Origin of the sequence: Diaminobutyricimonas aerilata, from assembly GCF_002797715.1 — a bacterium.
Lineage (GTDB): Bacteria > Actinomycetota > Actinomycetes > Actinomycetales > Microbacteriaceae > Diaminobutyricimonas > Diaminobutyricimonas aerilata.
In genome coordinates, this window is the sequence record NZ_PGFF01000001.1 from 1,157,773 (window position 1) to 1,183,893 (window position 26,121).

The following is a 26,121-nucleotide window of genomic DNA, read 5'->3' on the forward strand; positions in this document are numbered from 1 at the left end:
CGCGCGACGGCCGCCCAGGGCGTCCGACCTAGACTGGGCGGCATGCCGGTGAGCGACCCGACCCTGCCTCTGCTCGATCCGACCCTCTCGGCGGTGGAACTCACCCGCCAGTTCTGCGACATCGAATCGGTGTCGGGCAACGAGCGGGTGCTCGCGGATGCGATCGAAGCGGTCCTCGAGGGAGCCGACCACCTCGAGGTGATCCGCCGGGGCGACTCGATCGTCGCGCGCACCCGGCTCGGACGCGACCGGCGCGTCGTGATCGCCGGACACATCGATACGGTGCCGCTCAACGACAACCTGCCTACGCGTTTCGAGACCGAGGACGGCGTCGACTACCTGTGGGGCCGCGGCACCGTCGACATGAAGGCCGGGGCGGCCGTGCAGCTCAAGCTCGCGGTCGAGCTGACCGATCCCGTCGTCGACCTCACCTGGGTCTGGTACGACCACGAGGAGGTCTCCGACGACCTCAACGGTCTCGGCCGCCTCGCGCGCACCGAGCCGGAGCTCATCGCCGGCGACTTCGCCATCCTCTGCGAGCCGAGCAACGCGAGCATCGAGGGCGGATGCAACGGCAATCTGCGCGTGGAACTGCGCACCTACGGCGTGCGCTCGCACTCGGCCCGGTCCTGGGTCGGGCACAACGCCATCCACGACGCCGCCTCCATCCTGCAGACCCTTGCGACCTATGAGGCCCGTGAGGTCGAGGTCGACGGGCTCGTGTACCGCGAAGGACTCAACGCGGTCGGCATCACCGGGGGAGTGGCCGGCAACGTCATCCCCGACGAGTGCATGGTGCACATCAACTACCGTTTCGCCCCCAGCCGCAGCGGTGAGGAGGCGATCGCGCACCTGCGCGAGCTGTTCCCCGGCGTCGACCTGACCGTCGTCGACCTCGCCGAGGGTGCTCGCCCGGGCCTCGACGACCCGCTCGCGCAGGACTTCGTCGCGGCCGTGGGTGGCGAGGCGAAGCCCAAGTACGGCTGGACGGATGTCGCCCGCTTCTCCGCGCTGGGCGTGCCCGCCGTGAACTACGGTCCCGGTGACCCGCAGAAGGCGCACGCCGACGACGAGCGGGTGCCGCTCGCGCACATCGAGGAGTGCGAGCGCGGACTCCGGGCGTGGCTCACCGGCAACTGACCCGGCTGCGGGCGCGCTACCGCCTCACGCCGTGGTGGGTGCGGGTGCTCGCCGTCTACGCGGCCTCCCGCGTGGTCACCACGCTCATCTTGCTCGCCTACGCCGCCGCGCAGCCCGCGAACGCCTGGACCGGAGCCTCGCCGGGCTACGCCGACTTCGCGAGCATGTGGGACGGGCACTGGTACTTCATCATCGCGGTGGCCGGGTATCCGAGCGACCTGCCGGTCACCGACAGCGGCGCGATCGGCGAGAACGCGTGGGCGTTCATGCCGGTGTATCCGCTGCTCGTGCGGGCGCTCATGTTCCTCACCGGGCTGCCGTTCGACGTGCTCGCGGTCGCCGTGTCGGTGGGTGCGGGTGCCGGGGCGGCCCTCGTCTTCGAGCGGCTGATGCGACTCGTGCTGCCGCCGCACGCGGTGATGTTCTCGGTCGTGCTCTTCTGCGTCGCCCCGCTCTCGCCCATCCTGCAGGTCGCGTACGCCGAGTCCCTGCATCTGCTTCTGCTCGTGTCGGCGCTCTCCCTGCTGGTGCGCCGCCGATACGTGTGGATGCTGCCGGTCGTCGCGGTCGCATCGCTGACCCGGCCGAGCGGGCTGGCGCTCGCCCTCGCGCTCGCTGTGCACGTCGTGGTGCGCTGGGCGCGACGGCGTAGGGAGCCGTTCCCCCGCGGCGAGGCCGCCGCCGCAACCGGCGTGGCGGTGTTCAGCGGTGTGATGGGTTTCGCCTGGCCGGCGTTGGCCTGGCTCGGCACGGGCCGTCTCACCGCCTACACGGACACCGAGCTCGCGTGGCGCGCCCCCTACGTCGGCGAGCAGCACCTCGTGCCGTTCGCCGCGTGGCCGCAAGCGGCCCAGTGGTGGTTCGGCCGCCTCGGACTGCCCGGCGACTCCCCGGTCGGGGTCCTCGTGCTCCTGCTCGTCGTGGCGCTCTTCGCGGCAGCGCTGTTCACCCCGGCCGTGCGCCGCCTCGGAGTCGACCTGCGGATCTGGGTGGGCTCCTACGCGCTGTATCTGCTCGCGGTGTTCTTCCCGCAGTCGAGTACGTTCCGCCTGCTCGTGCCGCTGTTCCCTCTGCTCGGTGTGGTGGCGCTCCCGCGATCGCCCTGGTACCGCATCGCCGCCGTGGCGGTCGCGATCGCGGGTCAGGTGGGCTGGGTGCACATCGCGTGGTGGGTCGACGGCTACGACTGGACGCCCCCGTGATGCACCCCCGTTTTCGGGTTACGCCGGAAGTGACGGATAATGGAGGAGATCATCCGCTGAAAGGGGACTATCGATGGCAGCCATGAAGCCGAGGACCGGTGACGGGCCGATGGAGGCTGTGAAGGAAGGTCGCCTCATCATCGTGCGCGTTCCGCTCGAGGGCGGTGGGCGTCTGGTCGTCTCGGTCAACGATGCCGAGGCGAAGGAACTGCATGACGCACTCGCTGGAGTCGTCCAGGCCTGAGGCCGTTCGAACGATCCTTCTCACCGCCCGTCCGCGCTCTGCGCGGGCGGGCGGTCACACACTCAGCTTGGTCAGCTGGAGCAGCCCGTCGCCGGCGAGGGACAGCGAGCTGACCACCGCGGTCGACTGCGAGATCTCCTTGAGCAGCGTGCGGTAGAGACCGATCGTGCCGTCGCGCTGAGCGGGATCGGCGACGCGGCCACGCCACAGGGCGTGGGCGACGAGTACCGTTCCGCCGACCCGGGCGAGCCGCAGGCCGTGCTCGACGTACTCGATCACCGACGCGGGGTCGGCGTCGATGAAGACGAGGTCGTAGCTGCCGTCGTTCATGCGGGGCAGCACTTCGAGCGCGCGACCGGTGATGAGCCGGGCGCGGGCGCCCGCGATCCCGGCGTCGAGGAACGCCTTGCGGGCGTTCTGCTGGTAGTCGAGCTCGGAGTCGATCGTCGTGAGCGTCGCATCGGGAGCACCGCGGAACAGCCACAACCCGCTCACCCCGAGGCCGGTGCCGATCTCGACGATCGACTTGGCCGCGCTCGCTGCGGCGATGACCGCGAGCTGCGCTCCGGTGCCCGGGGACACCGCGTCGACGCCCTGCTCGAGCGAATGCTGACGGGCGAGGGCGATCTCCTGAGGCTCGTTGACGAGTTCCTCCGAGTAGCGCCACGCGAGTTCTCTGTCGGACACGTGACCTCCGTCGACCACTGTAGGCGGAGGGCGAGGGGCCGCGGGTTAGGCTGTGCGGGTGTCCTTCGGGTTGACCTTCGAGAAGCTGCTCGTGATCGGAGTGATCGCGGTCTTCCTGCTCGGTCCCGACCGGCTCCCGTACTACGCCTCGCAGCTCGCGCGCCTCGTGCGCTCGCTGCGGCAGATGGCGAACGGGGCGAAGGACCGCCTCCGCGAGGAGATGGGCCCCGACTTCGACGACGTCGACTGGAAGAAGCTCGACCCGCGACAGTACGACCCTCGCCGGATCATCCGTGAGGCGCTGCTCGAGGACGATCCCGCGCCCCCGCCGCCCACGGTGACGCCGCCGCGCAAGTCCGCGTATCAGCAGCACAAGGAGAAGATGGAGGCGGCCGCCGGTTCGCCGACTCCGTTCGACACCGAGGCGACCTGAGGGGCGCCGTCCCTCAGCGCCGCCGGGCCGCCTTGAGCCCGCGGAGCAGCAGGAGCATCGGCCCGGTCATCCGCTCGAACTCCTCGCCCGTGCGAGGCAGCTGCAGCAGACCGGTCGCCTCGGCGATCGTGACCGGCTCGACGAAGCGGCGCAATCCTTCGATGCCGTTGCGGCGCCCGAGCCCGGACTGCCCGAGCCCGCCCATCGGGGCGTCGATGCTCGCGAAGGTGGCGCGGTAGCCCTCGTTGATGTTCACGCTGCCCGCGTGGAGGCGCCGGGCCAGCCGGCGCGCCCGGCGCCGATCGCCCGAGAAGATTGCGGCGTTGAGCCCGTAGCTGGAGTCGTTGGCCCGCTCGACCGCCTCCTCTTCGCTGTCCACGACGGTCACGCCGAGCACGGCGCCGAAGGTCTCCTCCCGCGCGCACGTCATGGTCTCGCGCAGGTCGGTGAGCACGGTGGGGGCGTAGAACAGCGGGCCGAGCTCCGGTCGGGGATGCCCGCCGGCGAGCACCGTCGCGCCCTTGGCGATGGCGTCGTCGACGTGGGCGGCGACGCGGTCGAGCTGCGCGGGGGTGGCGAGTGCGCCGACGTCGGTGCTGTAGTCGAGCGCCCCGCCCTGCCGGAGCCCGTCGGTGACCGCCGTGAGCTCGTCGAGGTAGGCGTCGGCGACGCCGCGCAGCACGTAGACGCGCTCGATCGACACGCACAGTTGCCCCATCGCGGCGAACGCGGCGTACGCGGTGTCGCGCGCGGCCCGCGCGGGGTCGACGTCGTCGAGCACGATGAGCGGGTTCTTGCCGCCGAGTTCGAGCGACGCGCCCGTGAGCCCGCGTGCGGCGCGCTCGGCGACGCGGCGTCCGGTCTCGGTCGAACCGGTGAAGCAGACGTAGTCCGCGGAGTCCACCACCGCGGAGCCGATCGTGTCGCCCTCGCCGGTGACGACGGACCAGATCTCCTCGGGAACGCCCGCGTCGAGGAACGCGCGGCGCGCGGCGAGCACCGACAGGGTCGCCTGGTCGTCGGTCTTCTGCAGCACCGCGTTGCCGGTGGCGAGCGCGGGCACCGCATCCATGAGGGCGAGGCTCAACGGGTAGTTCCAGGGCGTGATGACGCCGACGAGTCCCTTGGGGCGGTAGGTCACCTCGGTGCGGATGACGCCGGGGATCCCGGCACGGCGCCGTTCGGCGGCGACCGCCCGGTGCGTCGAGAGGGCGCTGTAGCGGGTGACCGACGCGCCCTGGAACACCTCCTCGAACGCCTGGCCGCGGGTCTTGCCGGTCTCGAGCTGCACGAGGTCGAGCAGTTCGCCCCGCCGCTGCAGCAGGAGGTCGTGTGCGCGGAGCAGCACGGCGCGGCGGTGGCTCGGACCCGCGTCCCACCAGGCCCGCTGCGCGGCGCGCCCGGCTGCCGCGGCATCCGCGACGTCGTCGACGGAGCTGTGAGGCAGATCGTGTCCGACCTCGCCGGAGAAGGGAAGACGCACCCGCACGGTGCGCCCCGAGGTGGCGTGGAGGTCCGCGGTGAGCTCGTCCGCGTCGACGAGCCGGGTGTCGGTCATGCGTTCACGCTACTCCGCGGGCGGCCATGCGTTCCGTGTAGGCGGCCGCTTCCGCGCGCAGCGCCTCGACGACCACGCGCACGGAGGGTCGTTCCATCCGGTCGGGGCGCACGAGCGCCCAGAGGATCCGTTCCGAACGGATGCCGGTGAGCGGACGGGTGACGAGCCCGTTCTCGCGGTCGCGGGTGGTGTAGCGGGGCAGGATGGCGATGCCGTGACCGGCCGCGACCATCGCCTCGGCGATGCCGTTGTCGAAGAAGCGCTGCGTCACGTCGAGGTCCCGGCCGGCGATCGCGGCGATGCGGGTGAGGATGCGGTCGTAGGGGAATTCGCGGGGCGCCCCGATCCAGGGCTCGTCCACGAGGTCGGCAGGGGAGAGCTTCGACCGTTTCGCGAGCGGATGATCGGGACGGAGTGCGATGTCGAGGGGCTCGCGCATGAGCTCCACGACGGTGAGGCCGCGTTCGCGCCAACTCGGCAGCACGCCGGACGCGTCCGCGATGACGACGTCGTGGTCCGGGGTGAGGTCGGCGAAGTCCGGCAGCAACGGATCCTGGTCCGTGCAGCTGAGCACGAGTCCCGGCACGTCGGCGAGCGCGTGCAGCAGACCGGGCAGCAGCATCTCGCCGGCGGTGGGGAACGTGGTGAGGGTCACCTCGCCCCTCGGCTGCCGCGTGAAGTCCTCCCACACCGCCTCGGCCCGCTCGAGGGCGATCGCCACATCCGTCGCGGTGGCGGCGAGCGCACGACCGGCGACCGTGAGCCGGATCCCTCGCCCGTGCCGCTCGGTGAGCGGGATGCCGGCCTCGCGTTCGAGCACCTTCAGCTGCTGTGAGACCGCGGAGGCGGTGCGGTTCGTCGCACGGGCGACGGCCGTGACGCTGCCCCGCTCGGCGAGTTCGCGGAGCAGTTCCAACCGGTGCACGTCCATGTAGCCAGACTAAAGCGACATTGCATCCGAATTCGATTGTGCTTAAGGGTTTCTGGCGGTGGAATGGAGCCATGAACTTCGAACTCCTCTTTCTCGGCGCCGTGTCGGCGTGGGCGATCACCGCGAGCATCGTGTCGATCGCGCGCGACGGCTACCGCCGCATCCCGACCCGCCACGCCTGAGCCCCGAGCCGGTTCGACCGGCTGACGGACCCGCGCCTCTCCCGATCGGGAGGGGCGCTTCGTCGTTCCGGAGCAGAGGCGCGACGGCGGACCGCCGATACACTCACGCCATGACTCCGGTCGTTGCGGACCCGGCCCGGTCCGCCCTCGCGCGCTCCACGCGCCTGCGTTACGCCGTCGGTTCGCTCGGCACCGGTGGCTTCGGCACCCTCCCGGGCCTCGTGCTCGTGTTCTACCTGACCGACACGCTCGGGGTGTCCGCGCTCGCCGCCGGAGTCGTCGTGACGCTCGCGAAGGTGTGGGACGTCGTCATCGATCCCGCCGTCGGGGCGCTGAGCGACCGCGAGCTCGCGAACCGCGGTGCGCGCCGCCGACCGATGATCGTCGGCGCGATCGCCCTCCCGGTGTTCTTCGCCCTCACGTTCGCCGTTCCCGCCGGTACGCCGGCCCTGGCGGCGGGGGTGTGGGTGGGCGTGGGTTTCGTGCTCTGCACGACGGCCTTCAGCCTGTTCCAGGTGCCCTACATCGCCCTCCCGGCGGAACTCGCGGCGGGATACGACGCCCGCACGCGCCTGCTGTCGACGAGGGTCGTCGTGCTCACGGCGGCGATCCTGCTGTTCGGAGCCGGCGGTCCGGCGCTCCGTGCGCTCGGCGCGGATGAGAACTCCGGATACCTGCTGATGGCGGTCGTCGCCGGCGTCGTGATCGGTCTGGGCATGCTCGTCGCCTCCGGCGTCGCGCCGCGCTCGAGCGGTGTCGCCGCCCGGGCGGCGATTCCCCGCATCCGGCTGCTCGAGGGCTACCGCACCGGCATGGCGGCGCTGCGCACGAGCCAGCCGTTCCGCGCGCTGCTGACGGCGTTCGTGCTGCAAGGACTCGCGACCGGACTCATGCTCGCGGCGGCGCAGTACGTGGCCACGTGGGTGCTGCGATCGACGGATGCGGTGACCCTGCTGTTCGTGGCGCTCATCGCGCCGGCCCTCATCGCCACCCCGGTCTGGGGCGCGATCGCCCGGCGCATCGGCAAGGAGCGCGCCTACCTCATCGCGAGCATCCTGTTCGGCGTCGCCGCGCTGCTCGTGACCCTGCAACTCGTGGCGCCCGGCGCGTGGATCTACGCCCCGGTGGCGCTCGCGGGAGCCGCGTACGCGGGGATGCAGGCGCTGCCGATGGCGATGCTCCCGGATGTCATCGCCCTCGACGCCCGCGAGCGGGGCACCGGTCGGGCTGGTGTCTTCGGCGGCGTGTGGACGGCGGGGGAGACCCTCGGCATGGCCCTGGGCGCCACCGTGCTCTCGATCGTGCTCGCCGCGACGGGCTACCTCTCCTCGACCGGCGCCACCACTGTCGAGCAGCCCGGCTCCGCGATCGTCGGCATCGTGGTGAGCTTCTCACTCGTACCGGCGGCGCTGCTCGCCGCGAGTCTCGTGCCACTCAGCCGCTACCGCATCCGTCGCCACGATGTGGACGAGCCCGAGCGGGCGTCGGCGTGACGCCCGAGGAGGTGCTCGCCCGGCTCACCGAGCTGCGGCGTGCCGACGCGCCCACCCATGGCGGGCGGGTGCTGTCGTACGTGTACGACTCCGGGCGCCCCGAACTCGATGCGCTGGCGGCGGAGGCGGCACGTCTCGTGCAGCCGCTGAACGCGCTCGATCCGACGACGTTCGGCTCCGTCGCGGTCATGGAGCGCGAGGTCGTCGGCTTCGTGCGTGACCTCGTGCACGGCGGTCCGGATGTCGTGGGCAACGCGACCTCGGGCGGCACCGAGAGCTGCCTGCTCGCGGTGCACACGGCGCGGCGGGTGTGGCGCGGCGAAGGCACCCCGCGCCTCGTCGCCCCCGCGACGGTGCACGCGGCGTTCCACAAGGCCGCGGAGTACTTCGGGCTGCACCTCGACCTCGTGCCGGTCGACGCCGACGGTGCCGTGAGCGCGACGGATGTGGTCGACCTGCTCGCTGCCGACGTCGCCCTCGTCGTGCTGTCGGCCCCGAGCTATCCGCACGGGGTGCTCGACCCCGTCGGCGAGGTCGCCGAGGCGACCTCCGCGCGGGGCATCGCCCTGCACGTCGACGCGTGCTTCGGGGGGCTCGCCCTGCCGTTCTGGCCCGACCTCCCCGAATGGGACTTCCGTGTTCCCGGCGTCACGAGCCTGAGTGCCGACCTGCACAAGTTCGGGTACGCGCCCAAGGGGGCGTCGGTGCTGCTGCAACGAGGCCGCAACCGTCACCGCGCCCAGTACTTCGCCACCACCCGCTGGCCCGGCTACCCGGTCGTCAACCCCACACTGCTCGGGTCGAAGCCCGCGGGTCCGCTCGCGGCGGCGTGGGCGATCGTGAACGTGCTCGGTCCGGAGGGATTCGCCGAGCTCGCCGACTCCTGTCGTCGCTCCACGCGCATCCTCATCGACGAGGTCGCGCGGATCGATGGGCTCCGCGTCGTCGGTTCTCCCGTCGGCCCGCTGCTCGCCGTGGCGACCGACGAGTCCAACCCTGCGGGGCGTCGCGTCGATCCGCATCATTGGGCCGACGAGGTGCGGGCGGAGGGGTTCCTGCTGCAGCTGCAGCCCGCATCCGCTCAAGCCGGCGGTCCGCGCCTGCCGCGCACAACGCACCTCACGGTCACCCCGGTGACCGAACGGGTGCTGCCCGAGCTGCTGCCGGCGCTCGCCGAGGCCGCGGATCGCGCGCGCGGTGTTCCGGGCGCCGACGCGACCGGGGCGCTCGCGACCCTCGGCGACGTGCCGGAGACCGTGGACGCGGACACCGCTGCGGCACTGCTCACCGGGTTCGGCATCGGCGGCGGTGGTGCGCTGCCCGACCGGCTCGCGCCGCTCCTGGCCCTCATCGAGGCTCTACCCGCGCCCCTCGCGGAGCGCCTGCTCACGGAGCTGCTCGCGCGGCTCGTCGAGCCGACCGCGCTCAGCTGACCCGGGCCGCGAGCCAGTCGTCGAATTCGGTGAGCGTGCGCACGCCGGAGTCGAGCACGGCGGTGTAGATCGCGAAGCCGCCGGGGTAGTCGGCACGCTCCCACCACTCGTTCTTGATCCGCAGGATGGCGACACGTTCGGCCGGCGAGAGCCGATCGCGCAGCCGCTCGTGGAAGGCGACGACATGTTCGTGCGGGTCGAGCAGGAACACCGACAGGTCGATGCGCCAGGTGGCGCCGTCCCGCACCACGTCGAAGGGCACGTGGAACCGCTCGTCGCGGCGTTCCGCGGGGCTGCGGTCCCCACGCTCGTCGCGGTAGTCGAACGCATGCACGCCGGGCATGCGCAGCACCCGCTCGATCATGGCCAGCACGTCGCGCGGGGTCGTGTGCGGCCCGGGGCAGACGGCGACGTCGAGATCGCGCCAGGTCATGAGCCCCGAGACGACGCTGCCCATCACGCGCACGGGGCCCGCCTCGAGCACGTCCTCGAGGCGCAGCGCGCGCAGCACCTCCAGCCCGGTGCGCTGCAGGTCGTCCGCGGTGGCGAGCAGTTCCTCGTCGCTCGGCCGCGTCATACGATCACGAACTCGACGTCGTGCCGCTCGGCGATGTCCCGCTCGTCGTCGGTCGGCTCGTGGTCGGTGACGATCATCGCGAACTCGCGCACGTGCGCCGCCCAGGCGAACGCGACGGTGCCCCACTTCGCGGCGTCGCAGACGAGGATGCTGCGGGCGGCGGAGCGCACGGCGGCCATCTTCACGGCGGCGTCGCCGATGTCGTAGGCGGTGACGCCGTCGATCATCGAGAACCCGCACCCCGAGATGACGGCGGTGTCGAAGCGGAAACGACGCACCGACTCCTCGGCCGCGGGTCCGACGAACGACCCCTCGCCGGGACGGACGTCGCCGCCCGGGAGGCTGAGCCGGATGCGCGGCGCCTCGGCGAGGGCGTTCGCGGCGGCGAGGGAGAGCGGCATGACGCGCAGATCCTGCTGCTCGATCGCGTGTGCGACCTCGAGGCAGCTCGTGCCGCTGTCGAGCAGCAGACTCTCGCCGGGGGAGAGGCGGCTCGCCACGGCGGCCGCCATCCGTCGCTTCGCGTCGCCGGACGACACCGCTCGAGCGGAATACGGGGCCTCCCGGGTCCGCAGCGCCAGCCGGCGGGCACCGCCGTGCACCCGGCGCAGTCGTCCGCGCTTGTCGAGGTCGAGCAGGTCGCGGCGTACCGTCGGTTCCGACGCGTCGAGCAAGGCGGCGAGTTCGGTCACGGTGACCTGTTCCACCTCCTCGAGGCGGTCGAGGATGCGGTCGTGTCGGGTCTGCTGGTCCACCGGATCACTGTAGCGGGGCTGCGCGAACGCTCATAACACGTGCTCGAACGATCACAACCGGAGAACACGTTCAGCGAACGCCGAGGAAACAGGCACTCCGTAAGGAGAAGATGCTGAGGTAGTCGCGCAGCTGCGATCGAGTACCAGAGGAGTGACGTGGACGGGAACGCGACGACGAGATTCGGCAACGCCGCACTGCTCGCCGTGGCCAGCACCGTGGCGCCCCGGGTGACCACGAGCGCGCAGATCGAGGAACGGTTGAAGCCCGTGCTCAAGCGGCTGCGTCTGCCGCAGGGTCTTCTCGAGCGGGTCGCCGGCATCACCGAGCGCCGCAACTGGGCCGACAGCGAGCAGTTCGACATCGCGACGATCGACGCGGGACGCCGCGCCCTCGCCGAGGCGGGGGTTCGACCCGATCAGGTCGGTCTGCTCATCAACACCTCGGTCACCCGCAAACACCTCGAACCGTCGGTCGCGGTGCGCATGCACCACGGTCTCGGGCTGCCGACCTCGGCGGTCAACTTCGACATCGCCAACGCATGCCTCGGGTTCGTCAACGGCTTGAGCCTCGCGGCGCAGATGATCGACGCCGGGCAGATCCGCTACGCGGTCGTGATCGACGGCGAGGACGCCGACGACATCCAGCTCAACACGATCGAGCGGCTGAGCCGCGAGGGCATCGGCCGTGAGGACTTCATGGCCGAGTTCGCGAGCCTCACCCTCGGCTCCGGCGCGGCGGCGGCCGTGCTCGGCCCGGCCGACGCCCACCCCGAGGGCCACCGGTTGATCGGGGGCGTGACCCGCGCCGCGACGCAGTTCCACGACGTGTGCGTCGGCAGCGTCGACGGCATGTTCACCGACGCGAAGATGCTGCTCAAGGGCGGCATGGACCTCGTGGTGTCCGCCTGGAAGGACGCCAAGCGCGAGTGGAACTGGAAGCGCATGGACCGCTACATCATGCACCAGGTCTCGGACGTGCACACCGACGCCCTCGTGAAGGCCGTCGGCCTGGACCGCGCGCGCATCCCGCTCACCTACCCGAAGTTCGGCAACGTCGGACCGGCGTCGATCCCGATGACCCTCGTCGAGGAGGCCCCGTCGCTGCGTCGCGGCGATCGGGTGCTCATGATGGGTGTCGGGTCCGGGCTCAACACCTCGATGCTGGAACTGGCCTGGTGACCCCGCCGCGCGTCCCCGCGCAGCTGCCCCCCGCGGGACTCGCGGAACTCGATCCCGCGACCTCCCGCCTCGTCACCGTCGGCGGCGATGAGCCGGTCACCTGGCACGTGCTCGACTCGGGTCCGCGCCTCGCCGAGCTCGGCGTCGAACCGGCCGGCACCATCCTGTGCGTGCACGGCAACCCGACCTGGTCGTACCTCTGGCGACGGATGCTCGACACGTCGCTCGCCCGCGCGGAGGCGGGGCAGACGACGTGGCGGGTCGTCGCTCCCGACCAGCTCGAGATGGGCTGGTCCGAGCGCACCGGTCGCGTGCGCCGGCTCGCCGACCGCGTCGCGGATCTCGGACGACTGACCGACGCGCTCGAGCTCGATGGTCCCGTGGTGACTCTCGGGCACGACTGGGGCGGCGTGGTGTCACTCGGCTGGGCCGTCGACCACCCCGACCGGCTCGCGGCTGTGACCCTGCTCAACACGGCGGTGCACCAGCCCGCCGGGGTGCCCATCCCCGCGCCGTTGCGCGTCGCCCTCCAGCCCGCCGTGCTCACCGCGGCGACCGAGCGCACGACCGCGTTCCTCGACACCACGCTCGCGCTCGCGCGACCCGCGCTGCGTCGTGAGGTGCGGGCCGCCTACCGCGCGCCCTACGCCGGGGCCGTGCGTCGCGCGGGCATCCGACAGTTCGTCGCCGACATCCCCGTCGACGGGAGACACCCGAGCGCCGCCGAACTCGATCGGATCGCCGACGGCGTCACGCGGCTCGACGTGCCCTCCCTGCTGCTGTGGGGGCCGGCGGACCCGATCTTCGGCGACCGGTACCTCGACGACCTGCTCGACCGGATGCCGCGCAGCGACGTGCACCGATTCGAGGGCGCCGGACACCTCATCGCCGAAGACGTCGCCTGCGCGCCAATCGTCTTCGACTGGCTCGCCGACCGCATCCGCTCGACCTCCGAACCGACCGCGGACCCCGCGCCCTCGGCTGCTGTCGGCGAGCGTCGTCCGATGTGGACGACCCTGATCGAACGGTCGGACGATGACGACGTCGCCCTCGTCGAGCTCGCGCCGCCGGGTCGACCGGCGCCGCGTCGGGTGCCGTGGTCGCTGCTCTCCCGCCGCGTGCGGGAGGTCGCAGCGGGGCTCCACCGGCTCGGCGTGCGAGAAGGCGACCGGGTGTCGCTGCTCGTGCCGCCGGGCGCCGACCTCACCGCCGCGCTCTACGCGTGCCTGCGCATCGGCGCCGTCGTGGTGGTGGCGGACGCCGGGCTCGGCCTCCGGGGACTCACCCGCGCCGTCCGCGGCGCGCAAGCCGACTGGATCATCGGCGCCCGGCCCGGCCTCGCCGCGGCACGCGCGCTCGGCTGGCCGGGGCGGCGCATCTCGACGACGACCTTCCCGCCGGCGCTCGCCCGTCCGCTCGGGGTGATCGCCTCCCTGCCGCAACTGGCCCGCGACGGACGCGACGCGGAACTGCCGGCCGAGCCCGCCGCGGATGCGCTCGCCGCGGTACTCTTCACCTCCGGGTCGACCGGCCCGGCGAAGGGCGTGCTCTACACCCACGGCCAGCTCGAGGCGCTGCGCGACCGTCTCGCCGCGCAGTACGGCATCGACGGGTCGACCGGCCTCGTCGCCGGGTTCGCGCCGTTCGCGCTGCTCGGCCCGGCGCTCGGGGCGCGCACGGCGACCCCCGACATGGACGTCACCGCGCCGCGCACCCTCACGGCGCGCGCCGTCGCCGCGGCCGTGGACTCCGTCCGGGCGACCGTGCTCTTCCTCTCCCCGGCCGCCATCGCCAACGTCGTCGCGACCGCCGACGACCTCACCGACCTCGAACGCGACGGTCTCGCGAGCGTGCGCACCGCGCTCTCGGCGGGGGCGCCGGTCGCCCCCGCCCTGCTCGACCGCCTCGCGGCCCTCCTGCCCGCCGCGCGGCTGCACACCCCCTACGGCATGACCGAGGGACTGCTCATGACCGACATCGACCTCGACGGCATCCGCTCCGCCGAACCCGGCCCCGACGCGCGCGTCGGCGGGGGAGTGTGCGTCGGACGACCCGCCGACGGCGTCGAGGTGCGCATCGCGGCGCTCGACGCCGACGGCAACGCGGCCGGCACACCGGCGGCCGACCCGGAGGTGACCGGGGAGATCGTCGTGACGGCACCGCACCTCAAGACCGGCTACGACCGCCTGTTCCTCACCGACCGCGCCGCGGCAGCGGGCGTGCCCGACGACGGACGGCGCTGGCACCGCACCGGCGACGTCGGCCACCTCGACGCGGAGGGACGACTCTGGATCGAGGGGCGCATGCCGCACGTCGCCGTGACCGCCGACGGACCGGTCACGCCCGTCGGCGTCGAACAGCGGCTCGAGACGGTAGAGGGCGTCACGCGGGCGGGACTCGCGGCGATCGGCCCCCGCGGCACCCAGCAGCTCGTCGCGGTGCTCGAGACGCCGGCGGCCCGCCGCGCTGCTCTCGCCGACCTCGACCTCGCGACGGCCGCGCGCACGGCCGCCGGTCTGCCGCTCGCGGCCGTGCTCACCGTGCCGACTCTGCCCACGGACATCCGGCACAACTCGAAGATCGACCGCACCCGGTTGTCGCGGTGGGCGGATGACGTGCTCGCCGGCGGTCGGATGAGGCAGCCGTGAGGGTGCTCGTCACGGGCGCGAGCGGCTTCCTCGGTCGTGCCGTCGCCGCGGACCTCGTCGCTCGCGGCCACGACGTCCGCTGCTTCCAGCGCCGCCCCTCCGGCGTCGCAGGCGCGACGGATGTGCTCGGGTCGGTGACGGATGCGGACGCCGTGCGCCGGGCCGTCGACGGCACGGATGCGGTCGTGCATCTCGCCGCAAAGGTGTCGCTCGCGGGTGATCCGGCGGAGTTCGAGGCGGTCAACGTCGGCGGCACCCGCTCCGTGCTCGACGCCGCCCGCGCGAGCGGCGTCGGCCGGGTCGTGTTCGTCTCCTCTCCGTCGGTCGCCCACGCGGGCGCCTCGATCGTCGGCGCCGCGGCCGACCCCGCAGATCCGCTGCACGCGCGCGGCGACTACGCGCGCACGAAGGCGACGGCCGAACTCGAGGCCCTCGCGGCCGACGGCGACGACGTGCACGTCGTCGCCATCCGCCCTCACCTCGTGTGGGGCCCCGGTGACACCCAACTCGTGGAGCGCATCGTCGAGCGGGCGCGCCAGGGACGGTTGCCCATCCTCGGCAGCGGCGCCGCGCTCATCGATTCGACCTACATCGACAACGCGGCATCCGCCATCGCCGTCGCCCTCGACCGCGTCGACGAGGTGCACGGGCGCGCCTACGTCGTGACCAACGGCGAACCGCGCCCGGTCGCCGAACTCATCGCCGGGATGTGCCGGGCCGCCGGCGTCGAGCCGCCGGCGCTGCGCGTGCCCGCCGCGGTCGCCCGCACCGCGGGAGGCGCCGTCGAGGCGGTGTGGCGCGTCCGGCCGGGCGTCGACGAGCCGCCGATGACCCGCTTCCTCGCCGAGCAACTCAGCACCGCCCACTGGTTCGACCAGCGCGAGACCCGTCGCGACCTCTCGTGGACCCCGACCGTCTCGATCGACGAGGGCATGGAGCGCCTCGCCGCCCACTACGCCGCCCGCCGCTGACCCGCGGCCACCCCGCCGGCACGAGACCGTGTCGCGGTTCGGCGAACGTGCCTCCACCCGACGTTCTGACCGAGTTTCGGGGCGGAGAACGTCGGATGGAGGCACGTTCGACGGGCTCCCTTCGATCGAACGTGCCCGTTGGCGACGGGAACGGCGGCGATCCGCGGTGGATGTGTCGCGAACGGGCACGCTCGGCGGGCTCCCTTCGACAGGCTCAGGGAGCGGGACGCCGAGCCGGTCGAAGTGCCGCCCGCGTCGAGCGTGCCCGTTACGGACCGCGGGAGCGCTTCCATCCGTCCGCTTAGTCCGTAACGGGCACGCTCGGCCGTCGTCCTCCCGTCGAGAGTGCCCGTTGGCGACACAAAACGCGGCAATACGGGGTGGATGTGTCGCGAAGGGGCACGTTCGACGGGCTCCCTTCGACAGGCTCAGGGAGCGGGATGCTCGACGGGCTCCCTTCGACGGGCTCAGGGAGCGGGGGTCGCGGGCGACGGGGCGGCTAGGGGTTGATGCGCATTGCGAGGTGGCGGCCGGCGAGGCCGCGGGCGCGCGTCGCGAGGGTGTCGGCGAGCGCATCGATCGCGACGGCGGCGGGATCATCGGGGGTCGTGAGCACGACCGGGGCGCCCGTGTCGCCGCCGCGGCGCAGGTCGACGCTCAACGGCACCGACGCGAGCACGGGCACGTCGAGGCGGCGGGCCAGTTCCTCGCCACCACCGCTGCCGAACAGCTCGAGCACGGTGCCGTCGGCCTGGGGGAGCCCCGCCATGTTCTCGACGACGCCGATGACGGTCTGCCCGGTCTGCCGGGCGGCGATGCCGGAGCGCTCCGCCACTTCCGCCGCGGCGGTCTGCGGGGTCGTGACGACGAGCACCTGCGCCTGCGGCAGCAGCTGTCCGACCGAGATCGCCACGTCGCCCGTGCCCGGCGGGAGATCGAGCAGCAGCACGTCGAGGTCGCCGAACCACACGTCGGTGAGGAACTGCTGCACCGTCCGGTGCAGCATCGGCCCGCGCCACGAGACCGCCGTGTTGCGCGGCGCGCCGGGCGCCGGCTGCGGCAGGAACATGCCGATCGACACGACCTTCACGCCGTGGGCGACCGGCGGGAGGATGAGCTCGCCCACGCGCGTCGGAACGGCACCCTCGATGCCGAGGATGCCCGGGATCGAGAACCCGAACACGTCCGCGTCGACGAGGCCGACGGCGAGTCCCTTCGCGGCGAGGCTGACGGCGAGGTTCGCCGTGAGCGTCGACTTGCCCACACCGCCCTTGCCGCTCGTGACCGCGAACACCTTGGTGAGGCTGTCCGGGCCGAACTGGTGCTCGCGCGGACGCCCGCCGCGCAACCGCGCCGTGAGCGCGTCGCGCTCCTCGCGCGTCATCACCGACACGTCGACGCTCACCGCCGTCACCCCATCGACGGAGGCCGCCGCGGCGCGCACGTCGCGCTCGATGCGGTCCGCCGCCGGGCATCCGACGATCGTGAGCTTCAGATCGACGTGAGCCGCCCCGTCGGCGACGGTCACGCCGCCGATCATGTCGAGCTCGGTCACGGGGCGGCGGATCTCGGGGTCGATGACCCGGGACAGCGCCGTGAGCACCGCCGCCTCGAGGGGCTCAGTCACGCTTCTGCTCGTCATCGGACCTCTCGTCGCGCTCCAGCTCCTCGAGCAGGCTGCGCAGTTCGCCGCGGATGAAGTCCTTCGTCGCCATGTCCTTCATCGCGAGCCGCAAGGCCACGACCTCGCGGGCGAGGTACTCGGTGTCGGCGAGGTTGCGTTCCGCACGTTGCCGATCCTGCTCGAACTGCACGCGGTCACGGTCGTCCTGCCGGTTCTGCGCGAGCAGGATCATCGGCGCCGCGTACGACGCCTGCAGCGACAGGATGAGCGTGAGCAGCGTGTAGTTCAGGGCGCGCGGGTCGAACTGCGCCTCGCGCGGGGCCCACGTGTTGTACCCGATCCAGACGATGACGAACACCGTCATGCCGAGCAGGAACCACGGGGTCCCCATCGCGCGGGCGACACCCTCGGTGAATCGCCCGAACCGGTCACGGCTGTGCAGGCGGGGAACGACGGGGACGCGCTGGCCCTTGGGGGTCTCGAACGGATTCTGACGTCTAGCGCGAGGCACGGCGCGTCCTCCTTCCCGGTCTCGGCTTCAGGGTGATGGCAGCGGTCGAGGTGTCCCCGTAGGGTTTCACCTCGTCTCCGCTGCTACTTCGCCAGTCATCGGGAAGCAGGTAGTCGAGGACGTCGTCGATGGTCACCACCCCGACGAGTCGGTGGTTGTCGTCGACCACGGGAACCGACACGAGGTTGTAGCTCGCGAGGATGCGCGACACCTCGGCCGCGCTCGTCTCGGCCTTGACCGGCTCGAGCGACTGGTCGAGCAGGGTGCCGAGGCGTTCCATCGGCGGGTAGCGCAGCATCCGCTGGAAGTGCACCATGCCGAGGAAGCGGCCGGTCGGCGGCTCGTACGGCGGCAGCGTCACGCACACGGCGGCGCCGAGCGCGGGCGCGAGCTCGTGGCGCCGGATGAGGGCGAGGGCCTCGGCGACGGTCGCGTCGGCCGAGAGGATGATCGGCTCGGTCGTCATCAGACCGCCCGCGGTCTCCGGGTCGTAGGAGAGCAGGAACCGCACGTTGTCGGCCTCTTCGGGCTGCATGAGTCGCAGCAGCGCCTCACCGCGCTCGTCGCTCAACTGGGCGATGAGGTCGGCGGCGTCATCCGGCTGCATCTGGTCGAGCACGTCGGCGGCGCGCGTGTCGTCGAGGTGGGCGAGGATCGACACCTGCTCGTTCTCGGGCATCTCCTCGAGCGCGTCGGCGAGCCGGTTGTCCGGCAGCTCCTCGGCGACTTCGAGGCGGCGCTCCTCGGGAAGGTCGAGCAGGGTGTTCGCGAGGTCGGCGGGCAGCAACTCGGAGTAGCTCGCGATGAGCTGCTCCGCCGACTGCGCCTCGCCGTCGGACTGCTTCTCGCGCACCTCGCTCCAGGTGGCGAAGACAGACGGGCCCTTGCCGAACGGCCCGCTCGTGCGCGGACGGCGCAGGAAGAGCTGACCGACCGACCACTCGCCGGGGGCCTCCTCCTCGATGGCGACGTCTTCGATCGTCGCCTCGCCGGAGCCGTTGCGCAGCACGACCTTGCGGCCGATGAGCTCGGCCATCACCCGCACTTCGCCGCCGCGTTGCTCGAAACGCCGCAGGTTGATCTCGCCCGTGGCGATCACCTGACCGGCGGCGATGCTGGTCACCCGCCCGATCGAGAGGAACACCCGGCGCTTGCCCGGCACCTCGACGATCAGGCCGACCACGCGCGGCGGTTCGGTCTTGCGGTACACCACGAGCGCGTCACGGACCCGGCCGACCCGGTCCCCTGCGGGATCGAAGACGGCCGCCCCGTTCAGACGGGCGACGAATACCCTGGTGGCGCTCACGATACGAGGGTAGTCGCTCCGGGCTGACGGACGGATGACCGTGCCAGAATGACGACATGACGAATGCAGGCCTCTTCGGCCGCCGCGGACCGAATCAGCCGTCGCTGCCGCGCGGGGAGGTGCTCGGCACCTACGACACCTATCCCGAGGCCCAGCAGATCGTCGACAGGCTCGCGAAGGCCGAGGTCGATGTGAGCCGCGTGTCCATCGTGGGCAACGACCTGAAGACCGTCGAACGGGTCACCGGGCGGCTCACCTACGGCCGCGCGGCGGCCGCGGGAGCCGCCTCGGGTGCCTGGTTCGGCCTCTTCTTCGGCGTGCTCCTCACGTTCGTGACGCCGAATCTGCTCTTCCTCGGGGCCGCCGTGCTCATCGGTGCCGGGTTCGGCATGCTGTTCGGTCTCGTGACCTACGCCGTCAACCGCCGCGTGCGCGACTTCACCTCGCAGACTCAGGTGCTCGCCTCGAACTACCAGATCATCGTCGCGCCGGACGTGCTCGTGCGGGCCCAGGACGCGCTCGCCCGGCCCGACACGGAGCACGGGCACTGACCCGAGCCCGCGGGGCGCCCGGGTCAGCGCCGGGCGGCCTTGCGGCGGAACACCCAGCCGCCCCACACGAGGGCGACGACGAGGATGAGCGTGCACCACCCGACGGTGAGCAGGGGCGCGGCGCCGAGTTCGGTGCCCATGAGCAGCCCGCGGATGGTCTCGATCACCGGCGTGATCGGCTGGTGCTCGGCAGCGCCGCGCAGCCACTCGGGCATCGTGTCGACGGGCACGAACGCGCTCGAGAGGTACGGCAGGAACAGCAGGATGAATCCGAACCCGTTGGCCGCCTCGGCGTTCGGTGCCGCGGCGCCGATCGCTGCGAACAGGTAGGTGATCGCGAGGATCCAGAGCGCGACGACGCCGAGTGTGCCGAGCCATTCGAGCGGGCCGGCGTCTGGTCGGAAGCCGACGAGCAGGGCGACACCGACGACGATCGCCGACGCGAGCAGATTGCGCAACAGGCTCGCGACGACGTGTCCGGTGAGCACGGCCGATGAGCGGATGGGGATGGTGCGGAACCGGTCCATCACTCCGCTCTGCATGTCGTCGGCGACGTCGACCGCCGTGCTCGCGGCCCCGTATCCGGCGCACAACAGGATGATGCCGGGCACCACGTAGTCCACGTAGTCGCCGCCGCGGTCGATCGCGCCGCCGAAGACGTAGACGAACAGCAGCATGAGCATCACGGGCAGCACGACGGCCATGAGGAGCGCCTCGGTGTTCCGCACGGAGCGCAGCACGCTGCGGCGGGCGAAGGCGAGCTCGGGGGCGAGCGGTGCGAGCCGCGGGCGGGTGGCTGTGAGGGGAGGGGTCGTCGTGGTCATGTCAGTTCCTTCCGGTCGCGGTCGCGGTGGTGGTGAGCGGGGCGGAGTCCCCGGTGAGGGCGAGGAAGACGTCGTCGAGGCTCGGCCGGCGCAGCTGCACCGAGCCCTCCGAGATGCCGTCGGACTGGAGTCGGCGTACCGCAGCGGCGAGGCCCGCGAGGGTACCGTCGGAGGCGACCTGCGCGATCTGCGTGCCCGTCGCATCCGTCACCTCGACCAACTCGTCGCCGATGCGCCGCTTGAGCTCGTGCGGATGACCGTCGGCGACGATCCGCCCGCCGTGGAGTACGGCGACCCGGTCGGCGAGCTGATCGGCCTCCTCGAGGTACTGCGTCGTGAGGAACACCGTCGTGCCGTCGGCGGCGAGACCGCGCACGACGTCCCACAGCTCGCGTCGGCTGCGGGTGTCCAGTCCGGTGGTCGGCTCGTCGAGGAACATCACCTGCGGCGGCACGACGAGGCCGAGGGCGAGGTCGAGTCGGCGACGCATGCCGCCGGAGTACGTGCTCGACGCCCGGCGACCCGCCGCGACCAGATCGAACCGCTCGAGCAGCTCGTCGGTCCGCCGCCGGGCCTGCTGTCCGCGCAGGCCGCGGAGCGCTGCGACCAGTTCGAGGTTCTCACGCCCGGTGAGTCGTCCGTCGACGGCGGCCGCCTGGCCGGTGAGGCTGATGCGGTGCTGCACCTCGGCGCGCTGGGTCGCGGTGTCGAAGCCGGCCACCCGCACGGAGCCGGCGTCGGGCTGCACGAGGGTGCAGAGGATGTTCACGAGGGTCGTCTTGCCGGCTCCGTTGGGGCCGAGAAGCGCGAATACGCTTCCGGCCCGCACGTCGAGGTCGAGCCCGTCGAGCACGGTCGTCTCCCCGAATCGTTTGCGGAGTCCATGGATGCTGATGGCGTCGGTCATGGCTGTCGCTTCCTGTGTACGTCGAAAACTGTTTACTGCGTATAGCTTGTGGTTTAAGTCATACACAGTTCTAGACTGAGCGTCAACACCGAGCGACAGGAACCGATGAGCGACCCCGAGATCGAACCAGAACTCCCGCGGGGAATCGCCCTCGCGTGGGGCATCGCCGCCCATCCGCAACGGGGTCCGAAGCGCGAATTGAGTCTCGAGCGCATCGTCGACACGGCCGTCGAGATCGCGGACGAAGGCGGTCTCGCCGCGGTGTCGATGTCGAGCGTCGCCTCCCGGCTCGGCTTCACACCGATGTCGTTGTACCGCTACGTGAGCGCCAAGGAAGACCTGCTGCTGCTCATGAACGAGCAGGCGATGGGCGTGCCGACGGAACGCGTGCGCGAGGCCGCGGACTGGCGCGAGGCGCTGCGCGTCTGGTGTCACGACCAGCTCGAGATGTACCGGCGACACGCCTGGATGCTCGACACCACCATGAGCACGGCGGTCACCACACCGAACAACATGGCGTGGCTCGACGCGGGGCTCGGCGCGCTGGCCCAGAGCGGACTCACCGAGCACGAGAAGGTCGCCGCGTGCCTCATGATGATGGCCCAGGTGCGCTGGCAGGCGCAGATCGAGCGCGGCTACCGCTCCCAGGCCGAAGCGCTCGGCGGCGACACCGAAGCGCTCGACCGGCAGAACGCCTCCGTGCTCCGCATGCTCGTCTCCGAGGCCGAGTTCCCGTATCTGCGCCGCGCGGTCGACGCGGGGGTCTTCCACCCCGACACCGAAGGCGACCCGTTCACCTTCGCCCTCCACCGGTCGCTCGACGGCATCGAGAAATACGCCGCTGAGCGTCCCGCGGCGCCCGAACCGGAGCCCGTCGACCCGCCCGAGGTGGTCGGCGACAAGCGGGTGAAAGAGGCGATCAAAGCGCGACGGGAAGCCGAGAAGACGCTCCGCGACGCCCGCAAGCGCGAACGGGAGGCGCTGCAGCATGCTCGCGAGCGTGCCGTGCGCTCGCCGAAATGAATCGTGGAGGTGTCGAGATCGGCCGTGGCCCGTTCGTAGTACGGGTGTAAGCACCCCCTGAAAGGAGCACCACCATGCGTTATCTCTTCCTGATCGGCAGCTCGCCCGACATGACCGAGTCGAGTGCCGCGGATGACGGCCCCACCATCGAGGAGTGGGTCGGCGAGGTCTACGGCGGCGGTGCCGGCAAGATCGGCGACCGGCTGCGGCCCGCCTCCGAGGCCACGACCGTGCGCGTGCGCGGCGGCGAGACGCTCGTCACCGACGGCCCGTTCGTCGAAGGCTCCGACTACATCGGCGGATTCGACGTGATCGAATGCGCCGACCTCGACGAAGCCATCGCGATCGCCCGCAAGCACCCCATGGCGCGCCACGGTCTCATCGAGATCCGACCGAGCTGGCCGCTGGATCTGTGACCTCCGCTGCGGTCGCGGACTCCGTCGCCGCCCTGCACCGAGCCGAATGGTCGCGGCTCGTCGCCGGCCTCATCCGTGTGACCGGCGACTGGGCGGTCGCCGAGGACTGCGCGCAAGAGGCGTTCGAGACGGCGCTCGGCCGGTGGGATGCGGACGGCATCCCACCGGCTCCGGGTGCGTGGCTCGCGACGGTGGCCCGCAACCGTGCCCTCGACCGGCTGCGCCGTGCCGGGCTCGAGCAACGGATCGTGAGCGAGGGGCTGCTCGCGCCGGAGCCGCCGGACGACGTGGACGACGACCGGCTGCGGCTGCTGTTCACGTGCTGCCACCCCGCGCTCGCTCTCGAAGCCCGGGTGGCGCTCACCCTGCGTACCGTCGCGGGACTCACCACGGCGGAGATCGCCCGCGCCTTCCTCGTGTCCGAATCGACGATGGCCCAGCGGCTCGTCCGCGCGAAGGCGAAGATCGCGCACGCCGGCATCCCGTTCCGCGTGCCCCCGCCGGAGCTTCTGGCCGAACGTCTCGACGGCGTGCTCGCGGTGATCTACCTCGTCTTCACCGAGGGGTATTCCGCAACCGGGGGCGACGAGCTCGTCCGTGCGCCGCTGGCCGAGCAGGCGATCCGGCTCGCCCGGCTCCTGCACGGGCTCATGCCGGGGGAGACGGAGGCGGCGGGTCTGCTCGCGCTGCTCCTGCTGCAGCACGCCCGTCGCGACGCGCGGGTGGACGAGTACGGTGACGCGGTGACGATCGATGCGCAGGACCGCTCCCGCTGGGATCGGGAGGCGATCACCGAGGGCTCGACGCTCATCCGCCGGGCGGCACGCGAAGGGACCGTCGGGCGGTACACGCTGCAGGCGGTCATCGCCGCCGCGCACGCGACGGCGCCGTCGTGGGAGCGCACCGACTTCGCCGCGATCCTCGACGCCTACGACGCGCTCGCCGCGATCGACCCGTCACCCGTCGTCGCCCTCAACCGGGCGATCGCCGTCGGGATGGCCCGCGGGCCGCAGGCCGGACTGCGAGCCGTGGACACGGTGGGTGACGCACCCGCGACGCTCGTCGCTCCGGCCCGCGCCCGATTCCTGCGCGACTCGGGCCGGCGCACCGAAGCGGCGGCGGAGTACCGCCGGGCGCTCGAACACACTCGAGCAGCTCCCGCCCGGCGTCACCTCGAGGCCCGCCTGCGCGAGTGCGAATCCGAAGCGTGAATCCGCCCGTCGATGTCCGCCGTCGCCTCGGGGCTCGATAGCGGCCGACGCCGGTGCCAGCATGGCCGGTATGACGCGTCCCCTCATCCCCGGTCCCGGCGAGCCCGCGGCCGGCTCGTTCGCCGCCCGTCCGTTCGGCACCTGGGTCCGCGAGCTGATCGCCCTCGCGGGTGACCATGTCCATCGTCCCCGCCTGATCGCCATCGACGGACGGGGAGGAGCGGGCAAATCGACGATCTCCGAACGCATCGCCGACGTCGTGCCGGCCACGACGATCGTGCACACCGACGACGTGGCCTGGCGCTACTCCATGTTCGACTGGGGCGACGCGATGCGTGAGCACATCCTCGAGCCGCTGCATCGAGGTCTGCCGGTCGACTACCGGCCCGCCGCGTGGCACGAGCACGGGCGGTCGGGCAGCATCCGCATCGAACGCGGCACGTCGACGGTGCTCGTCGAGGGCACGGGGATCATCCGTGACGAGCTCGCGGCACTGTTCGACGCGAGCATCTGGATGCAGTCGGACGCCGAAGAGGCCAGACGGCGGGCACTCGACCGCGATGTCGCGAGCGGCGTCAACGGCGACCGCGAGGCCGCCACGGCCTTCTGGGACCTGTGGCAGGAGGAGGAGGTGCCGTTCTTCGCGCGGGAACGGCCCTGGGCGCGCGCCGACTTCATCGTCGCCGGCACGCCGGTCGTGCCTCTCGCCGAGACCGAGCTCGCGGTCACCCGCGCAGGCGAGTGACCACGTCCCGTGGGTGCGGACTCGTCGGCGCGGTGAGCACGCCTCCCGCGGTCAGCGCGCCAGCCACGCCTCCACGTCGGCGACGGTGCGCGGGATGCCGGCGGAGAGGTTGAGCGCCCCGTCCTCGGTCACGACGATGTCGTCCTCGATGCGCACCCCGATGCCGCGGAACTCCTCCGGCACCGTCAGGTCGTCGGGCTGGAAGTACAGACCCGGCTCGATCGTGAACACCATGCCCGCCTCGAGCACGCCGTCGGTGTAGAGCTCCCGTCGTGCCTGGGCGCAGTCGTGCACGTCGAGGCCGAGGTGGTGGCTCGTGCCGTGCACCATGTAGCGGCGGTGGTACTGGTGCTCCGGCTCGAGCGACTCCTCCGCCGTCACCGGCAGCAGACCCCACTCGGCGGTCTTCGCGGCGATGACCTTCATCGCCTCCGCGTGCACCTCGCGGAAGCGGATGCCCGGCTTCACGATCGCGAACGCCGCGTCGGCGGCTTCGAGCACCGCCTCATAGACCTTGCGCTGCACGTCGGTGAACCGTCCGCTCACCGGCAGGGTGCGGGTGATGTCGGCGGTGTAGTAGCTGTCGAGTTCGATGCCGGCGTCGATGAGGATCAGGTCGCCGGCCGCGACCGGTCCGTCGTTGCGGGTCCAGTGCAGGATGCACGCGTGCTCACCGGAGGCGGCGATCGTGCTGTAGCCGGTCGCGTTCCCCTCGGCTCGCGCGCGCCGGTTGAACGTGCCTTCGACGAGGCGCTCGCCGCGGGGGTGCGCCATGATCTCGTCGCGATCGGCGATCACGTCGTCGAAACCGAGCTTCGTGACGTCGACGGCGAGGCGCATCTGCTGCACCTCCCACGCGTCTTTCACCAGACGCATCTCGCTCAGGTCGCGCAGCAGTTGTGCATCCTGCGCCTCGAGGGTGTCGGCTCCCGCCACATCCGTTTCGTGATGCCGACCCCGCACCTCGTCCAGTCGGGCGGTGAGCGCCGGGTCGGCCTCCCGCACGACGAGCGTGTCGGCATCCGCGTGCTCGAGCAGGTCCCCGAGCAGCGTGAGACCGCGCGTGCGGAGTCCGAGCGACGAGGCCACCTCCGAGGGCGACGGGCGACGACCGGTCCAGAACTCGCCGACCTCGGGATTGGCGTAGAACTCGTCGGTGTCGCGGCCGGCCGGCTCCCGGAAGAACAGGGTCGCCTCGTGTCCGCCGTCGACGGGGTCGAGCACGAGCACGCTGCCCGGGACCGTGTCGGCTCCCCACCCGGTCAGGTGGGCGAACGCCGAGTGCGCACGGTACGGGTAGTCGTCGTCGTTCGAGCGCGGCTTGGCGGGACCGGCAGGCAACACGAGACGCTTGCCCGGGTACATCGCCGAGATGCGCGCGCGGCGGTCTGCGGCGAACGAGGCGACCTCGAGGGGCGCCGCATCGGCCTCGTCGCGCTCGGCCCAATTGGTCGAGATGTAGGAACGGAATCCCTCCGACACGGGGGTGGTGCTGCGGTTCGCGGTGGCGCGGGGCGCGGTCTGCTCAGCCATGCCGCCATTCTCCCACCGCACGGCACGGCGTGCGCCG

The 26,121-nt window shown here is 71.9% G+C and carries 25 protein-coding genes; 14 read left to right on the top strand and 11 right to left on the bottom strand.

Features of this window, described 5'->3' with window-relative positions; all coding sequences use genetic code 11:
* Positions 1–42: 42 nt before the first annotated feature.
* The 3 genes from dapE (at position 43) to CLV46_RS05605 (ending at position 2,586) form a co-directional block, all read left to right on the top strand.
* Positions 43–1,140, top strand: coding sequence for a succinyl-diaminopimelate desuccinylase (dapE, locus tag CLV46_RS05595; RefSeq protein ID WP_100363867.1), 1,098 nt, complete (start codon positions 43–45; stop codon positions 1,138–1,140).
* Entirely contained in the window at positions 1,122–2,342 is a 1,221-nt protein-coding gene (locus CLV46_RS05600; RefSeq protein WP_245866551.1) for a hypothetical protein, read from the top strand. The genes dapE and CLV46_RS05600 overlap by 19 nt, the downstream gene beginning before the upstream one ends.
* 73 nt (positions 2,343–2,415) lie before the next feature.
* A complete protein-coding gene (locus CLV46_RS05605; RefSeq protein WP_100363868.1) occupies positions 2,416–2,586 on the top strand; it encodes a DUF3117 domain-containing protein in 171 nt (56 codons plus the stop codon).
* 54 nt (positions 2,587–2,640) lie between these two features.
* Here the strand turns inward: CLV46_RS05605 and CLV46_RS05610 are convergent, their stop codons facing one another.
* Positions 2,641–3,273, bottom strand: coding sequence for an O-methyltransferase (locus tag CLV46_RS05610; protein ID WP_100363869.1), 633 nt, complete (start codon positions 3,271–3,273; stop codon positions 2,641–2,643).
* Between the two features lie 58 nt (positions 3,274–3,331).
* Here CLV46_RS05610 and CLV46_RS05615 point away from each other — a divergent pair, with 58 nt between their 5' ends.
* Positions 3,332–3,706: a sec-independent translocase gene (locus tag CLV46_RS05615; protein WP_100363870.1), complete on the top strand. Its 375-nt coding sequence runs from the start codon at positions 3,332–3,334 to the stop codon at positions 3,704–3,706.
* Between the two features lie 13 nt (positions 3,707–3,719).
* Here CLV46_RS05615 and CLV46_RS05620 read toward each other — a convergent pair whose 3' ends face one another.
* Together CLV46_RS05620 and CLV46_RS05625 are read right to left on the bottom strand one after the other, a co-directional pair.
* Positions 3,720–5,264, bottom strand: coding sequence for a succinic semialdehyde dehydrogenase (locus tag CLV46_RS05620; RefSeq protein ID WP_100363871.1), 1,545 nt, complete (start codon positions 5,262–5,264; stop codon positions 3,720–3,722).
* Positions 5,265–5,268: 4 nt separating this feature from the next.
* A complete protein-coding gene (locus CLV46_RS05625; protein WP_100363872.1) occupies positions 5,269–6,195 on the bottom strand; it encodes a LysR family transcriptional regulator in 927 nt (308 codons plus the stop codon).
* A 292-nt stretch (positions 6,196–6,487) separates the two neighbouring features.
* On the opposite strand from CLV46_RS05625, the gene CLV46_RS05630 reads away from it, so the two are divergent.
* Both CLV46_RS05630 and CLV46_RS05635 read left to right on the top strand, forming a co-directional pair.
* Positions 6,488–7,870: an MFS transporter gene (locus CLV46_RS05630; RefSeq protein WP_100363873.1), complete on the top strand. Its 1,383-nt coding sequence runs from the start codon at positions 6,488–6,490 to the stop codon at positions 7,868–7,870.
* The gene (locus CLV46_RS05635) at positions 7,867–9,303 is read left to right on the top strand and encodes a pyridoxal phosphate-dependent decarboxylase family protein (protein ID WP_100363874.1); all 1,437 of its coding nucleotides are present in this window, start codon (positions 7,867–7,869) and stop codon (positions 9,301–9,303) included. Before CLV46_RS05630 ends, CLV46_RS05635 begins: the two co-directional genes overlap by 4 nt.
* On the opposite strand, the gene CLV46_RS05640 is transcribed toward CLV46_RS05635, so the two are convergent.
* On the bottom strand, positions 9,296–9,880 hold the full coding sequence (locus tag CLV46_RS05640; protein ID WP_100363875.1) for a PB1 domain-containing protein: 585 nt from the start codon (positions 9,878–9,880) through the stop codon (positions 9,296–9,298). The genes CLV46_RS05635 and CLV46_RS05640 overlap by 8 nt on opposite strands.
* Positions 9,877–10,635 (bottom strand): DeoR/GlpR family DNA-binding transcription regulator, encoded by a 759-nt coding sequence (locus CLV46_RS05645; RefSeq protein ID WP_100363876.1) that lies wholly within the window; start codon positions 10,633–10,635, stop codon positions 9,877–9,879. The genes CLV46_RS05640 and CLV46_RS05645 overlap by 4 nt, the downstream gene beginning before the upstream one ends.
* Before the next feature lie 156 nt (positions 10,636–10,791).
* On the opposite strand from CLV46_RS05645, the gene CLV46_RS05650 reads away from it, so the two are divergent.
* Genes CLV46_RS05650 through CLV46_RS05660 form a run of 3 tightly spaced genes read left to right on the top strand, consistent with a single transcriptional unit; the run spans position 10,792 to position 15,433 of the window.
* Positions 10,792–11,814 carry a 3-oxoacyl-ACP synthase III gene (locus CLV46_RS05650; protein ID WP_100363877.1) on the top strand — a complete coding sequence of 341 codons (1,023 nt, stop codon included), beginning with the start codon at positions 10,792–10,794 and terminating at the stop codon, positions 11,812–11,814.
* Positions 11,811–14,462 (top strand): alpha/beta fold hydrolase, encoded by a 2,652-nt coding sequence (locus CLV46_RS05655; RefSeq protein ID WP_100363878.1) that lies wholly within the window; start codon positions 11,811–11,813, stop codon positions 14,460–14,462. The genes CLV46_RS05650 and CLV46_RS05655 overlap by 4 nt, the downstream gene beginning before the upstream one ends.
* Positions 14,459–15,433 (top strand): NAD-dependent epimerase/dehydratase family protein, encoded by a 975-nt coding sequence (locus CLV46_RS05660; RefSeq protein ID WP_100363879.1) that lies wholly within the window; start codon positions 14,459–14,461, stop codon positions 15,431–15,433. The genes CLV46_RS05655 and CLV46_RS05660 overlap by 4 nt, the downstream gene beginning before the upstream one ends.
* Before the next feature lie 499 nt (positions 15,434–15,932).
* On the opposite strand, the gene CLV46_RS05665 is transcribed toward CLV46_RS05660, so the two are convergent.
* Genes CLV46_RS05665 through CLV46_RS05675 form a run of 3 tightly spaced genes read right to left on the bottom strand, consistent with a single transcriptional unit; the run spans position 15,933 to position 18,874 of the window.
* Positions 15,933–17,075, bottom strand: a complete 1,143-nt coding sequence (locus CLV46_RS05665) for an Mrp/NBP35 family ATP-binding protein (RefSeq protein ID WP_100363880.1) — start codon at positions 17,073–17,075, stop codon at positions 15,933–15,935.
* On the bottom strand, positions 17,053–17,568 hold the full coding sequence (locus CLV46_RS05670) for a DUF1003 domain-containing protein (RefSeq protein WP_245866559.1): 516 nt from the start codon (positions 17,566–17,568) through the stop codon (positions 17,053–17,055). The genes CLV46_RS05665 and CLV46_RS05670 overlap by 23 nt, the downstream gene beginning before the upstream one ends.
* Entirely contained in the window at positions 17,555–18,874 is a 1,320-nt protein-coding gene (locus CLV46_RS05675) for a magnesium transporter MgtE N-terminal domain-containing protein (RefSeq protein WP_100363881.1), read from the bottom strand. Before CLV46_RS05675 ends, CLV46_RS05670 begins: the two co-directional genes overlap by 14 nt.
* A gap of 56 nt (positions 18,875–18,930) precedes the next feature.
* Between CLV46_RS05675 and CLV46_RS05680 the strand changes: the two genes are divergently transcribed.
* Positions 18,931–19,425, top strand: a complete 495-nt coding sequence (locus tag CLV46_RS05680; RefSeq protein ID WP_100363882.1) for a YflT domain-containing protein — start codon at positions 18,931–18,933, stop codon at positions 19,423–19,425.
* Positions 19,426–19,448: 23 nt separating this feature from the next.
* Here the strand turns inward: CLV46_RS05680 and CLV46_RS05685 are convergent, their stop codons facing one another.
* Together CLV46_RS05685 and CLV46_RS05690 are read right to left on the bottom strand one after the other, a co-directional pair.
* A complete protein-coding gene (locus tag CLV46_RS05685) occupies positions 19,449–20,249 on the bottom strand; it encodes an ABC transporter permease (RefSeq protein WP_100363883.1) in 801 nt (266 codons plus the stop codon).
* Position 20,250: 1 nt separating this feature from the next.
* Positions 20,251–21,156: an ATP-binding cassette domain-containing protein gene (locus CLV46_RS05690; RefSeq protein ID WP_100363884.1), complete on the bottom strand. Its 906-nt coding sequence runs from the start codon at positions 21,154–21,156 to the stop codon at positions 20,251–20,253.
* Between the two features lie 105 nt (positions 21,157–21,261).
* On the opposite strand from CLV46_RS05690, the gene CLV46_RS05695 reads away from it, so the two are divergent.
* The 4 genes from CLV46_RS05695 to CLV46_RS05710 all read left to right on the top strand — a co-directional run bounded on the left by CLV46_RS05695 (position 21,262) and on the right by CLV46_RS05710 (position 24,551).
* Positions 21,262–22,179, top strand: coding sequence for a TetR/AcrR family transcriptional regulator (locus CLV46_RS05695; protein ID WP_100363885.1), 918 nt, complete (start codon positions 21,262–21,264; stop codon positions 22,177–22,179).
* A 74-nt stretch (positions 22,180–22,253) separates the two neighbouring features.
* On the top strand, positions 22,254–22,595 hold the full coding sequence (locus CLV46_RS05700) for a YciI family protein (protein WP_100363886.1): 342 nt from the start codon (positions 22,254–22,256) through the stop codon (positions 22,593–22,595).
* The gene (locus tag CLV46_RS05705; RefSeq protein ID WP_245866562.1) at positions 22,592–23,806 is read left to right on the top strand and encodes an RNA polymerase sigma factor; all 1,215 of its coding nucleotides are present in this window, start codon (positions 22,592–22,594) and stop codon (positions 23,804–23,806) included. Before CLV46_RS05700 ends, CLV46_RS05705 begins: the two co-directional genes overlap by 4 nt.
* 70 nt (positions 23,807–23,876) lie before the next feature.
* Entirely contained in the window at positions 23,877–24,551 is a 675-nt protein-coding gene (locus tag CLV46_RS05710; RefSeq protein WP_211282155.1) for a uridine kinase family protein, read from the top strand.
* Between the two features lie 51 nt (positions 24,552–24,602).
* Here the strand turns inward: CLV46_RS05710 and CLV46_RS05715 are convergent, their stop codons facing one another.
* Positions 24,603–26,084: an aminopeptidase P family protein gene (locus CLV46_RS05715; protein WP_100365914.1), complete on the bottom strand. Its 1,482-nt coding sequence runs from the start codon at positions 26,082–26,084 to the stop codon at positions 24,603–24,605.
* Positions 26,085–26,121 lie beyond the last annotated feature (37 nt).

Excerpts from the sequence above, each read along its gene's own strand:
- CLV46_RS05690 (WP_100363884.1), bottom strand. The coding sequence starts at position 21,156 with ATGACCGACGCCATCAGCATCCATGGACTCCGCAAACGATTCGGGGAG.
- CLV46_RS05715 (WP_100365914.1), bottom strand. The coding sequence starts at position 26,084 with ATGGCTGAGCAGACCGCGCCCCGCGCCACCGCGAACCGCAGCACCACC.
- CLV46_RS05700 (WP_100363886.1), top strand. The coding sequence starts at position 22,254 with ATGCGTTATCTCTTCCTGATCGGCAGCTCGCCCGACATGACCGAGTCG.
- CLV46_RS05680 (WP_100363882.1), top strand. The coding sequence starts at position 18,931 with ATGACGAATGCAGGCCTCTTCGGCCGCCGCGGACCGAATCAGCCGTCG.
- CLV46_RS05620 (WP_100363871.1), bottom strand. The coding sequence starts at position 5,264 with ATGACCGACACCCGGCTCGTCGACGCGGACGAGCTCACCGCGGACCTC.
- CLV46_RS05630 (WP_100363873.1), top strand. The coding sequence starts at position 6,488 with ATGACTCCGGTCGTTGCGGACCCGGCCCGGTCCGCCCTCGCGCGCTCC.
- CLV46_RS05695 (WP_100363885.1), top strand. The coding sequence starts at position 21,262 with ATGAGCGACCCCGAGATCGAACCAGAACTCCCGCGGGGAATCGCCCTC.
- CLV46_RS05605 (WP_100363868.1), top strand. The coding sequence starts at position 2,416 with ATGGCAGCCATGAAGCCGAGGACCGGTGACGGGCCGATGGAGGCTGTG.
- CLV46_RS05685 (WP_100363883.1), bottom strand. The coding sequence starts at position 20,249 with ATGACCACGACGACCCCTCCCCTCACAGCCACCCGCCCGCGGCTCGCA.
- dapE (WP_100363867.1), top strand. The coding sequence starts at position 43 with ATGCCGGTGAGCGACCCGACCCTGCCTCTGCTCGATCCGACCCTCTCG.
- CLV46_RS05640 (WP_100363875.1), bottom strand. The coding sequence starts at position 9,880 with ATGACGCGGCCGAGCGACGAGGAACTGCTCGCCACCGCGGACGACCTG.
- CLV46_RS05625 (WP_100363872.1), bottom strand. The coding sequence starts at position 6,195 with ATGGACGTGCACCGGTTGGAACTGCTCCGCGAACTCGCCGAGCGGGGC.
- CLV46_RS05665 (WP_100363880.1), bottom strand. The coding sequence starts at position 17,075 with ATGACGAGCAGAAGCGTGACTGAGCCCCTCGAGGCGGCGGTGCTCACG.
- CLV46_RS05710 (WP_211282155.1), top strand. The coding sequence starts at position 23,877 with ATGACGCGTCCCCTCATCCCCGGTCCCGGCGAGCCCGCGGCCGGCTCG.